At 35.4% G+C, this 13688-nt stretch carries 6 protein-coding genes and 2 pseudogenes; 5 read left to right on the top strand and 3 right to left on the bottom strand.

The genetic code is table 11. The features are described from left to right. Window positions 1–477 precede the first annotated feature (477 nt). Window positions 478–1053, top strand: a pseudogene (locus HGC4_RS19255) (DUF4158 domain-containing protein); the annotation flags it as partial. Then, window positions 1038–2924 (top strand): annotated as a pseudogene (locus HGC4_RS19060) (Tn3 family transposase). The pseudogenes HGC4_RS19255 and HGC4_RS19060, both read left to right, overlap by 16 nt. 329 nt (window positions 2925–3253) lie before the next feature. On the opposite strand, the gene HGC4_RS08165 reads toward HGC4_RS19060, so the two are convergent. Together HGC4_RS08165 and asnB are read right to left on the bottom strand one after the other, a co-directional pair. Continuing rightward, a complete protein-coding gene (locus HGC4_RS08165) occupies window positions 3254–3766 on the bottom strand; it encodes an O-acetyl-ADP-ribose deacetylase (protein WP_050709639.1) in 513 nt (170 codons plus the stop codon). 130 nt (window positions 3767–3896) lie between these two features. Continuing rightward, complete coding sequence (gene asnB, locus HGC4_RS08160) at window positions 3897–5567, bottom strand: asparagine synthase B (RefSeq protein WP_050709638.1); 1671 nt, start codon at window positions 5565–5567, stop codon at window positions 3897–3899. A gap of 287 nt (window positions 5568–5854) precedes the next feature. Between asnB and gltB the strand changes: the two genes are divergently transcribed. The 3 genes from gltB (at window position 5855) to HGC4_RS08145 (ending at window position 12218) form a co-directional block, all read left to right on the top strand. Next, window positions 5855–10357 carry a glutamate synthase large subunit gene (gene gltB, locus HGC4_RS08155; RefSeq protein WP_050709637.1) on the top strand — a complete coding sequence of 1501 codons (4503 nt, stop codon included), beginning with the start codon at window positions 5855–5857 and terminating at the stop codon, window positions 10355–10357. A gap of 104 nt (window positions 10358–10461) precedes the next feature. Next, a complete protein-coding gene (locus HGC4_RS08150) occupies window positions 10462–11886 on the top strand; it encodes a glutamate synthase subunit beta (RefSeq protein ID WP_050709636.1) in 1425 nt (474 codons plus the stop codon). 89 nt (window positions 11887–11975) lie between these two features. After that, the gene (locus HGC4_RS08145; protein WP_050709635.1) at window positions 11976–12218 is read left to right on the top strand and encodes a hypothetical protein; all 243 of its coding nucleotides are present in this window, start codon (window positions 11976–11978) and stop codon (window positions 12216–12218) included. 12 nt (window positions 12219–12230) lie between these two features. On the opposite strand, the gene rodA is transcribed toward HGC4_RS08145, so the two are convergent. Beyond that, window positions 12231–13688, bottom strand: coding sequence for a rod shape-determining protein RodA (gene rodA, locus HGC4_RS08140; protein ID WP_050709634.1), 1458 nt, complete (start codon window positions 13686–13688; stop codon window positions 12231–12233).

The following is a 13688-nucleotide window of genomic DNA, read 5'->3' as shown; positions in this document are numbered from 1 at the left end:
TATGATATTAAGAAAAAGAGAAACGGCATTTATTGTCAATTACCAAAGATGTTGATAATTTACAACCCAAAATGATAAAGTTACAATAGAAGTTAATAATCTATAAATCAGAATAATAGTTGTAATTATGGAAATTTACGATTAATATATAAAATACGGAACTGCAAACTTTCATAGAGAATGAATAATTTTAGATTTGGCAATATCTCCATCGTATTTATCACCATCTTAATAGGTCAAATTTAATATGTCATTTTAGGGTATACCCTATTTATAGCACAATAATGGGATTTTTTTAATTTGTATATTGAGAAACCTAACCTTAACATCAATTCCAAAATATGTCTAAAATAAAAGTCTTAAAATCAAATGATATCCTTTCATTTGATTTACCTCCTCAATTTACAGAAGAGGAAAGAAAAGAATATTTTACATTACCAATTGGAAAAAGCAACATAGAATTTAAAAAAAACACAGACAAAGGTCGGCTATATATTATCACTCGGATATTTTATAGCACGAAGAAAATTCTTTTCTCCAAATCAATTCTATATAGAAGATATTAAGTCTGTTCTGAATTTATGTGGTGTAAATCGATCTATTGATATTGGTAAGATTTATAATAGAATTACCTCTAACTATTATAAACACTTAATTCTGGAAATGTGCAATTACCATTCCTTTTCTGATTGGGAAATCCTATTTGAAAAAGAAGCTAAGGAATTGGTTAAATCAACCTTAAAACCCAAAGAAATATTCTATGCCTTAGTGGACTTTTTGGTCAATAAGAAAATAGAAGTACCCCCATCGAAGATTAGAGAAAGCCTGAAAAATTTCCATGATATAAAAGAGCTCCATGATAAATTATCTGATTTTTTCACTTCAAATCTACTATCCAATGAACTGATCAACTACTATGCGGTCTGGATACTAAAAAAACATATTCAATTTGATGCAATCCGGGATATTCGTAATAAGCGATTGTATATGGTTTCTTTTATTTCCTATCACAGTATAAAATACGTCAGGACTATTTTATGGATACTTTTTTAGAAATCGTACGCAAACTCTATAATGATACGCAAAAAAACGCCGATCTAAGTTTTCTGAGCCAGGATTTTAAATTAAAAAAGCAAGAATCATTGGTTAAAATCAGATGTATTGTTTCCCACAAGAATGATTTGTTAAATAGAATCTGGGAAATAACATATTCCAAAAAGTATAGCAGCTCTGATGAAAGAATGGAATTAATAAAGGAAATTCTCAATAGAGATAACTTCAATTCAAGTAAAAAAATATTGGATGAACTGGAAAATACCGGAATCAAAAATCTGAAAGATCGGCTCTTTTATGAAGAACTAAATAAGATATACAAACGATTGGCAAACAGAGTTGCCAGGATATTACAAATCCTGGAATTTAATCATCATAGCTCTAATTATGAGATATATAAGGCAATCAGGTATTATCAGCAGAAAGCAAGAAAGGTCGGTGAAGACATGGTTTCGATCGGACTTATAAATAAAGACGATGGGAAATATATCTACTCGGAAGATGGACAGTTTAGCCTCAACTTGTACAAGATATTTCTGTTTAAAGCTGTATTCGACGGGATCAAATCCGGCACACTGAATCTGTTATTCTCTGAGAGATATAAATCTGTAGACGATTATATGATATCCCTGAAATATTGGACGGGAAACAAGGTAGAACTACTTGAGAGATACCGGCTTACAGTATTAAACAAAAATCCACCAGAAATCCTTGATGATTGGAAGAAGCTATTGGATAACCATTATAAAATAACCAATAAAAATATCCCGAATAACGAGCACATCAAATTTAACTCCAATGGTACAGCTAGAGTAAGAACTCCTAAAAGCTCGGATTCAGAGGAGGGAAGTACAGCCGAATTTATCGGAAAGGACAAACTGCTCCCTTTGAGTCGGATATTGTCAGATATAACATACTACGTTGATTATATCTCTTCGTTTTCCCACTACAATCGAAAGAATGCAAAGAGTACGCCTTCCGAAAAAGCCATATATGCCGCTATTATCGCATTGGGTTGTAATATCGAAATCCGAAAGATGGGAAGGATATCGGAAGGAATAGAAGCAGATATCCTAGGGCATACTGTACGTTGGTTCTTCAGTAAAAATAATATCGATGAAGCGAATCGTAAAGTTATAGCTTTAATCAACAGTATCCTCTTGTCTGAAATTTATCTGGGCAATAAAGATCAGGTTAATACATCCAGTGACTGACAAAAGTTTAATGTAGGGGTGCCTTCATTACAAGCCAAGTATTCTTCCAAAAACTTTGGAACGGGAAAAGGTGTTTATGCTTATGGTTCTATCGATGCCAAAGGAAGATCAACCTATGGCAGGATGGAGAGTCTTCAGGATAGGGAATCAAATTTTACAATAGACGCATTATTGCATAATGAAGATGTGTTTATTAATACACATACTGCAGATAATCAAGGTTATACCAAAATTATTTTTGGAATCTGTAATTTATTGGGAGTTGATTTTATTCCCAGGATAAAGAATTACCATGAATAATTATTATATACATTTAGAGATAAACAAAGAAAAATATATGAGAACCAAGAATCTAAAATATTGCCATCTAAAGGGGCATATATCAATGAAAAGATTATCATAGAGCAATAGGATCAGATATTCAGGTTCCTCTGCACAATTAATTTTAGAAAAACATTGCCATCCAATATTTTAAAACGGCTAAGTTCATACTTCAGGCAGCATCCGTTTCATAAAGCTCTCAAGGAAACAGGAAGAATTTATAAAACCTCATTTCTATTGAGATACTGTGACGAACTCCCTCTCAGACAAGAGATAGAGAAGCAGTTAAACAGAATGGAATTAACCAATTTATTTTCCAATGCTATATTTTTTTGAGGAAATCAGGAGTTTAACTATGTGACTAAAGAGGAACAGGATATTCGCTCTAGGTTGCAGGTGACTGATACAGAATGCCATTGTTCTTTGGAACTATCTGTGTATTTTGTAAAAGCTTACTTTGATTGAAGATACATCGGAATTACAGAAACAAATCTGTAGATTAAAAGATAACTCCATAATAATCTGGCAACATGTAAATATGCATGGAGAATATGATTTTAATTTAGAAACGGCTCAATTTCCTTTTGATATAACTAAAATTAAATATCTAGTTATTATGTAATTATATATTGTTTTAAACATTTCGTCCCTACTTTCCATGAGCCCTATAACTTGTAGTTTTCATCATCAAAGCACACAAAAATAACAGTCTTTAATTGGCTACTTTCCGTTTCAAGGAAAGATTTTACTGCATTAATTGTAATCTCAGCAGCTTCGATTTTAGGAAACTTATAAACTCCAGTACTTATATTGGGGAAAGCAATGGAAGTTATTTGCAGATCTTTGGCAATATTTAATGAATTATAGTAGCAATTAGCAAGAAGTTGGTTATTGTTCGTATTGCTTTTATTCCATATGGGACCGACTGTGTGTATTACATATTTTGCAGGAAGTAAACCAGCGGTAGTATATACAGCTTCACCCGTTTTGCATCCACCTTGCTTGCTTCTAATGATTTTACATTCTTCCAAAATTTGGCTACCACCTTTTCTGTGAATGGCTCCATCAACTCCTCCGCCACCAAGTAAAGAAGAATTTGCAGCATTAACTATAGCATCTGCATGGATTGTTGTTATGTCTCCTTTTATTAATTCTATAGCTGTGTTTTTAATTTTCATGTGTTGGATAATTTAGGGTTTCAAATTATTTACTCACTAACACAAAATTACTCAATAGAATGCTTGTAAACGAAAAAAGCAATATAGAATCGCTTCTACATCGCTTTTATGTGCGTTAAATATTTAGGACTTAATTTTCGTAAGCTTCGGCGTGAACGGTTTTTACTGCACGTCCAGATGGATCTATTCTGTTTTTGAATGAAGCATCCCATTCTAAAGCAACGGCACTACTGCACGCTACGGATGGAACGGAAGGTACGGTTCCCGCAGCGGATGCCGAAGGGAAATGTTCTTCAAACATTGTACGATACCAATATTCTTCTTTAGACATAGGCGGATTAATAGGGAAACGCTCTGAGGCCTTTTCCATTTGCTTGTCAGTCACTTTTTTGCTAGCCACTTCACGCAAGGTATCAATCCAATTATAGCCAACACCATCCGAGAATTGTTCTTTTTGTCTCCATGTTACACTTTCTGGTAAATATCCTTCGAATGCTTTACGTAGAGCATATTTTTCCATTTTTCCGTTTCCGCATATTTTATCCTGCGGATTCATTCGCATGGCAATATCCATAAACTCTTTATCAAGAAAAGGTACACGACCTTCGACACCCCAAGCTGCTAACGTTTTGTTGGCACGAAGACAATCGTACAGATGTAATTTATCTAATTTACGAACGGTTTCTTCGTGTAAAGCTTTCGCATTGGGTGCTTTGTGAAAATATAGATATCCTCCGAATATTTCGTCTGAACCTTCACCCGATAATACCATTTTCACTCCCATAGACTTAATGAAACGAGCAAGCAGATACATCGGAGTTGATGCACGAACAGTTGTTACGTCATACGTTTCGATATGATAAATAACATCACTAAGTGCATCCATTGCTTCTTCTACAGTGAAGTGTATTTCGTGATGTACAGTTCCTATATAATCTGCTACTTTTTGAGCTGCAATTAAATCGGGTGCACCTTCTAAACCAATAGCAAAAGAGTGAAGTTGTGGCCACCAAGCTTCGGTCTCATTGTTATTTTCAATACGTCTGGCTGCAAATTTCTTGGCAACAGCAGATATAATAGATGAATCTAATCCTCCTGAAAGCAGTACTCCATAAGGTACATCCGACATTAATTGACGATGTACAGCATCTTCCAGTCCTTTTTTAAGAACTTCTAAGTCTGTGTCATTGTCCTTTACGTTGTCATACTCCATCCAATCCCGCTTGTACCATTGCTTAAGCTCGCCATCGCGACTATCATAATAATAACCTGCCGGAAATTCTTTGATATTGAGGCATATACCTTCTAGTGCTTTCAGTTCACTAGCTACATAAAATTGTCCGAAATCATCGTATCCCATATATAAAGGAATGATTCCCATATGATCACGACCAATCAAGTATGAATCATTATCAATATCATACAGGGCAAAAGCATAAATACCATTGAGTTCATCAAATAATGCTACTCCTTTTTCCTGATATAAAGCCAAAAGAACTTCACAATCTGAATTAGACTGAAATTCATATTTGCCCTTAAATCGATTTCGTATATTTTGATGATTGTATATCTCGCCGTTTACAGCTAATACAAGATTCTTATCTTTATTATATAATGGTTGACCACCTGACTTAATATCAACGATAGAAAGTCTTTCGTGTACTAATATTGCTTTCTTGCCACAATAGATTCCAGACCAGTCTGGACCACGATGACGAATACGTTTTGCCATTTTTAGTACCTGAGAACGTAGATTAGTTAAATCTTGCGTTAAATCGAATGCTCCTACAAATCCACACATATTATTAATTTAGATTTTTTAGTCGAAATTCCGACAAATGTATGTTATTTTATTTTATAAATATGCTTTTTAGTAGAATAAAAACACTTAAATGGTGTAAATAGTTCTCAAAAAGTAAATTATGGAGTGTTTAATTCTATTGTTTTGTTAAAATTTGAATTTTTGACTAAAAAAACAATTTAAAAGTAACAAAATATATTATATTTGCAGATATTATTGTCTTTTTAGTCTTTTAGGTCGGCTAAAATAGAAATATTGATTCACTTATCTTATATCAACTAAGTAATATGCAAAACTTATCATTAGTAGAGCAAAACGGGTTATACGACCCCACATATGAACACGATGCTTGCGGTGTTGGTTTAATTCTACATCTTAAAGGAGCTAAATCACACGCCATTGTAGAAAATGGTTTACAAGTATTGGAAAATATGACGCACCGTGGAGCTGAGAGTGCCGATAGCAAAACTGGTGATGGTGCAGGTATTATGCTACAAATACCACACGAATTTATTCTTCTTCAAGGTATTCCCGTTCCCGAAAAAGGACATTATGGTACCGGACTTGTATTTCTCCCAAAGGACGAAATGGAAGCCGAAATCTATATGATTACCCTTTCGGATCTTATCGAAAGAGAAGGATTAAGCCTTCTGGCAGTAAGAGATGTACCTGTGAATAGTGACATTCTGGGCGAAACTTCCAGAGCGAGTGAGCCAACTATCAAACAGATATTTGTTACAGGAGAAGGATTGTCGCAAGATCAACTGGAATTGAAACTCTATTTATTGAGAAAAAAGATAGAGAAAGTTATTTTAAGTTCTACTATCAAGGATAAACGTAATTCTTACATTGTCAGCTTGTCAACTAAGAGGATTATATATAAAGGGATGCTTACCTCTCTTCAATTGAGGCATTATTTCCCCGATTTGTTGAATCCGAATTTTACTAGCGGAATAGCTTTAGTGCATTCACGTTTCAGTACAAATACATTTCCTACATGGGATTTGGCTCAGCCATTCAGAATGGTAGGTCATAATGGTGAAATAAATACTATCAGAGGTAACCGTCTATGGATGGAAGCACGTGAGAGTGTTGTTAAATCCGATTCTTTTGGAGATATGAAAGAAATATGGCCTATCGTACAACATGGTATGAGCGATAGTGCTTCGTTTGACAATGTGCTTGAGTTTCTAGTGATGTCGGGTAAATCATTACCTCATGCTTTGGCAATGATGATTCCTGAATCGTGGAATTTCAAGAACCCTATATCTTCCGATCTTAAAGCATTCTATGAATATCACAGTATATTTATGGAACCTTGGGATGGACCTGCAACAATATTGTTTTCAGACGGACGTTATGCAGGAGGTTTGCTAGATAGAAACGGACTTCGCCCTGCCCGTTACCTTATCACTCACAACGATATAATGGTAGTAGCTTCTGAAACGGGAGTTCTTCCTTTTGAACCTTCCGAAATAAAGGAAAAAGGGCGTTTGAAACCGGGTAAAATGTTGATGGTAGATACTCAGGAAGGAACTATCCAATATGACCCTGAATTAAAAGAAAGCTTAGCAAAAGCTTATCCATATAGAGATTGGTTAAATAAAAATAGAATTTCCTTAGATGATATTTCTTCAGGAAGAAGTATAAAATACTCTCTGGATAATTATTCTCAACATCTCAAGGTCTTCGGATATTACAAAGAAGACATTGAGAAAATAATTACACCAATGGCTGTGGATGGTAAAGAACCAATAGCTTCTATGGGGAATGATACTCCTGTGGCAGTATTATCAAGTAAACGTTATCGTTTATTTACTTACTTCCGTCAGTTATTTGCACAAGTAACTAACCCTCCAATTGATCCGATTCGTGAAGAATTGGTAATGTCATTATCTGGTTACATAGGGTCGCTTCATAAAAATATATTGGAGCCTATGCCCGAGCATTGTAAAATGGTTGGTTTGTCGCACCCTATTATTACTAATCGTGAATTAGACCTTTTAGTACACATCGAATATAAAGGCTTCAAAGCTGAAACTTTATCATTGTTGTTCAATCCTAAAGATGGAGCAGCAGGTTTAGAGAAAGCCATCGAAGATTTATGCTTGAAAGCTGAAAAGGCTGTAGATAAAGGAAGTAACTATATCATTATTTCGGATAGAGGTATCGATGTCAATCATGTGGCTATACCCTCACTTTTGGCAGTTTCTGCGGTTCATCATTATTTGATAGATCGACGTAAACGTATGCAGATTGATATTGTGGTAGAATCTGCCGAACCTCGAGAAGTGATGCACTTCGCTCTATTGTTCGGATACGGTGCAAATGCTGTCAATCCTTATTTAGCATTTGCAGTTCTCGAAGATTTGGTGAAAAATGGAATAATTCAACTAGATTTCCATACAGCTGAAAAGAACTATATTAAGTCTATCGACAAAGGATTGTTGAAGACTCTTTCTAAAATGGGTATCTCTACTTTGAAAAGTTATCTGGGTGCTCAACTGTTTGAAGCAATTGGAATTAGCACTGCTGTTATAAATAAATACTTCAAGGGTACGACTTCTAAAATCGAAGGTATAGACTTGAAAGATATTGCAGCTGATACCATCGAAGCTCATAACGAAGCGTATGAAGTTGATTATATTGACAGTTCGTTAATCAATCAAGGAATATATGCTTGGAGGCGTGATGGTGAAGATCATGCTTGGAATCCGGAGACTATAACAAAGCTTCAATTAGCTACACGTTTGGGTAGTTATAAGAAATTCAAAGAATACACAGAATCCATTGATAAGAAAGAAGAAAAACTATTCTTACGTGATTTCTTAGATTTCGACACAAATAATCCAATCAGCATTGACGAAGTAGAACCGGTTTCGGAAATAACAAAACGTTTCGTAACGGGAGCCATGTCTTTCGGATCAATCAGCCGTGAAGCTCACGAGGCAATGGCTATTGCCATGAATGCTATCGGAGGAAAAAGTAATACAGGTGAAGGTGGAGAACTACCCGAACGTTTTGCTACCAATGCCCGATCGGCTATCAAACAAGTTGCCTCAGGTCGTTTTGGGGTAACTACCGAATATTTGGTAAATGCAGACGAAATTCAAATAAAAATAGCTCAGGGTGCAAAACCCGGAGAAGGTGGTCAATTACCCGGATTTAAGGTTGATAAAGTGATTGCAAAAACACGTCACTCTATTCCCGGAATTTCATTGATATCTCCTCCCCCACATCACGATATTTATTCGATTGAAGATTTAGCACAGCTGATTTTCGATTTGAAAAATGTAAATCCACAAGCTATTGTGAGTGTGAAACTAGTATCCGAGAGTGGTGTGGGTACTATTGCTGCCGGAGTTGCAAAAGCAAAAGCTGATCTTATATTGATTAGTGGGTGCGAAGGCGGTACAGGAGCAAGTCCTGTAAGTTCTATCAAGCATGCAGGTTTACCTTTGGAAATCGGATTAGCTGAAGTTCAACAAACACTTGTAATTAATGATTTACGTGGGCAAATACGTTTACAAACCGACGGACAATTAAAAACAGGGCATGACATTATAGTTGCATCTATGCTTGGAGCAGAAGAATTTGGATTTGCTACAAGTGCATTGATAGTTCTTGGTTGTATAATGATGCGTAAGTGCCATATAAATACTTGCCCTGTAGGTGTTGCTACTCAGGATGAAGAACTGAGAAAGAAATTTATTGGAAAAAGTGAGTACCTGATTAACTATTTCAGCTTCTTAGCTCAAGAGGTACGTGAGCATCTAGCTGCTCTTGGATTTACTTCTTTAGATCAGGTTGTCGGACGTACAGACTTGCTGAAATATGTAAAAGATAATTCGAGCAGTAAATTGAGTAAGTTAGATTTATCGAGAATCATTTACTCCCCCGAAGCTGCTAAAGTGAACGCTGTAAAACAAGTTAGAGGACAAGATCATAAATTACAGGAAGTAATGGATGTTGAATTGATAAAAACTTCTCGTCCAGCCATTGAAAAAGCCATGCCTGTAGAACTGTCTCGTTCCATAAAAAATACAGATAGAGCTGTTGGTTCTATGCTTTCGGGTGAAATAGCAAAACGTTATGGAAATGACGGACTGCCTACCGATACTATTCAATGTACCTTTAAAGGATCTGCGGGACAAAGTTTTGGAGCGTTCCTTTCTCATGGAGTAACTTTCAAGCTTGAAGGTGATGCTAATGATTATGTTGGCAAAGGGCTGTCAGGTGGTAAACTCGTGATTGTACCCCCTACTACATCAACTTACAAACCTCAGGATAATATTATTGCAGGAAATACTTTATTGTATGGAGCAACAGGTGGTGAAGTATATATTAACGGACAGGTTGGCGAACGTTTCTGCGTAAGAAATAGTGGAGCAATAGCTGTTGTTGAAGGAGCAGGTGATCATTGTTGTGAATACATGACCGGCGGACGTACTGTTGTCTTAGGAAAAACAGGCAGAAACTTTGCTGCAGGTATGAGTGGTGGAATTGCTTATGTATATAATGGAGATGGAGATTTTGATTTCTTCTGTAATATGGAAATGGTAGAACTTTCTTTAATTGAAGATAGTACTGACAATAAAGAACTGCATCAATTAATCTCTCAACATTATAAATATACTAAAAGCCCATTAGCGAAGAGTATTCTTGAAAACTGGAATGAAGAAGTGAATAAGTTCATAAAAATTATGCCTATCGAGTATAAGAAAGTTCTTCAAGAGGAAAAAATGGAAGCTTTGAAAAAGAAAATTGCAAACGTAGAATTTGACTACTAAGGTCTTAGATCTTTTTATTGCTTTGGTCTGTAATATTACTAAAGCTTGTTATTGAGAATAATATGGTAATAAATAGTTTACAATACATAATATAACGGGGAATCATGGGAAATCCAAAAGCATTTTTAACAGTAAAAAGAAAAGAAGCGGGATACCGTCCTCGTCAAGAACGTATCCTCGACTTCGGAGAAGTAGAGCAAACATTAAACTCAGAAGACAGACAGCAACAAGCCTCACGTTGTATGGATTGCGGAATACCTTTCTGTCAATGGGGATGTCCTCTTGGAAATAAAATGCCTGAGTGGCAAGATTATATTTATAAAGGAAACTGGCGTTTAGCAGCAGAAGTACTAATGCAAACAAATGACTTTCCTGAGTTTACAGGACGTATTTGTCCTGCTCCATGTGAGAAAACTTGTGTTTTGTCTTTGCATAAATCTCCGGTAACTATCCGTGAGAATGAAGCGTCTGCTTTAGAGCATGCTTTTCAGGAAGGATATATCAAGCCTTTTATACCAAAGCTAAGAACAGGAAAGAAAGTGGCAGTAATAGGTTCAGGTCCATCGGGAATGGCTGTTGCTAATCAATTGAATCGAATGGGACATGATGTTACTGTTTACGAAAAGAATAGCCGTATTGGAGGTCTACTCCGCTTTGGTATTCCTGACTTTAAATTGAATAAAAATATCATTGATCGTCGTCTTGAATTGATGGAGGCCGAGGGCATTAAATTTGTAACCAATACCGAAGTAGGGATAGATATTAAAGGCAAAGACTTAATCAAAAATAATGATGCCGTTTGTGTAGCTATCGGTTCGCAAGTTCCTCGTGATTTACCCGTTGAAGGCAGAGAGCTGAAAGGTGTATATTATGCTATGGAGTATTTGACGATGGAAAACAGATTAGTGGCTAAAGAAGAAGTTCCAGTAGATAAGATTATAAATACAAAAGGTAAAAATGTATTGGTAATTGGTGGTGGTGATACTGGATCGGATTGTATTGGTACAGCTAATCGTCAAAAAGCAGCTAATATTTTGCAGATAGAAATTATGCCTAAACCTCCAACATTGGATGAATTAGAAAATAGTTGGCCAATACCATTTCCGGGCGTAATGAAAACTAGTTCTTCTCATCTTGAAGGTTGTGAGCGTCGTTGGTCGATGAACACCAAACGCTTCATAGGAGAAAATGGAATATTAACAGGTGTTGAACTTGTAGAAATAGCTTGGGAGAAAGATGATTCTGGAAAAATGGTGATGAAAGAAGTTGGAAAACCCGAAATCTTGGAAATTGATTATGTTTTTCTTGCATTAGGTTTTATACACCCTATTCAAGATGGGCTGTTGGCCGAGCTTGGTGTAAAAGTAGATGATGTTCGTAAAAATATTGCTACTGACGGAAACAGATTAACTAATGTTTCGAAAGTATTTGCAGCCGGAGATTGTGTTAGTGGACAATCCTTGGTGGTAACAAGTATAGCATCGGGACGTAGGACAGCTAAACATATAAACGACTATTTGAAGAAATAATCTATATCTTACGATTTCATTAAACAAAAGAGAATGTCTATATTGGCATTCTTTTTTGTTTTTGGCTAACTAATTATGAGGATTTATTTGTGAGAACTTTTGTATTTGTATTAATAGGAATTATTAGTGGAGGTTTATTGGGAGTAATAACTACATTATTTCTCGATTTGTTTTCTCCAAGTGTTATAAAATTTATCTCTAGAGTTGTAAATAGAGGTCAACCATCCAATTGGTCAAATATTGAACATGGTGTTGTATTTATCTTTTTGGGAATTAGCTTGACGGTAATAGGGATTATTATAGGAGTCTGTATTGGTTACAATATGGCATGAAACAGAAAGTATTTATCTCCTTTTTCTAGCCATATCTAGACGTAAGAATATAAATAAAAGAATTGTAAAAGCCAATAATGAAGATCCACCATAACTAAAAAATGGCAAGGGAATTCCAATAACGGGTAACAATCCTATAACCATACCAACATTTATTGTTAAGTGGAATAAGAATATAGAGCCAACTCCATATCCATAGACTCGTCCGAAGGTGTTTTTCTGTCTTTCTGCTAAAAAGAATACCCTAATTATAAGAGCCGATAATCCAAGTAATACTAACACAGACCCAAGAAAACCCTGCTCCTCTCCTACTGTGCAGAATATAAAGTCGGTATCTTGCTCAGGTACATATTTTAATTTGGTCTGCGTTCCGTTCAAAAAACCTTTACCCAATGCTCCACCTGAACCTATTGCTATTTTTGATTGATTGACATTGTATCCTGCCCCCATTAAGTCGTCCTCCATACCTAGAGAAACCTTAATCCGTATTTGTTGATGCGATTGTAGAACATCTGTAAAAACATAGTTTACAGAGCTAACATACACAATACTACCAATAGCAAATAGAGCTAAGAATAAATAGGTTTTAGACCACTCACGACCTGCTGTAATGAGTAAATATATTATAACTGCACTGATAGCAGTAATGGAAATAATACCCCAATTTATATAAATATCAAAGAGAGAAATTACATAGCAAATACCTCCATATATGGCTGTTCCTAATAATATAAAAGATGCTGTCTTATAATCTTTACGAAAGTTGATTGTCAGAATAGCTGTCACGACAATAATGAAAAGGATAGATATACACTCTCCCATTGTGAGAGTTCCCACATCAATATCCGAATATTTTAATCCTATAATGAATAGGATAACTGCACAAATTCCCGAAAATAAAACCATTCCCGGTAAGCCCTCTCTGTATAGAACTAGTATAAAAGCTGCAAAAACAAGAGCTGATCCTGTTTCTTTTTGAAGCATAATAAGCACCATTGGCAATATTATCATTATAGATAATATCAGCAGATTTTTTGCTGTGAGCAATTTAAAATTGTAGCTATTCATAAATCTAGCTATCGCTAAGCCAACAGCAAATTTGGTAAATTCGGCAGGCTGTAGGCGTATAGAATCTGTTATAACGAGCCAAGATCGAGAGCCTTTTATGTCGGGTGCTATAATTATGGTGACTATCAATAAAGCAATGAAAAATGCATATACGAAATAAGCCAGAATATCATACAAATTATTATCTAACTTGAGTAATACAAAACCGATTATAATTGATATTCCCATCCATACAAGTTGCATACCTGCACGACCCGAAAAATCAAATAAACTAGTTACATGATCGTAGTCGTAGCTTGCACCGTATATGCTAAGCCATCCCCCAATTATTAATAGAAAATATAAAACTATTATAAACCAGTCGACACTTCCTGTAATATGATCGTCTTCTTTTTTTAGCAT

The organism is Dysgonomonas sp. HGC4 (genome assembly GCF_001261715.1).
Taxonomy (GTDB): Bacteria; Bacteroidota; Bacteroidia; order Bacteroidales; family Dysgonomonadaceae; genus Dysgonomonas_A.
Note: the sequence above shows the minus strand (reverse complement) of the source record. Positions and strands in the feature narration are given on the sequence as shown.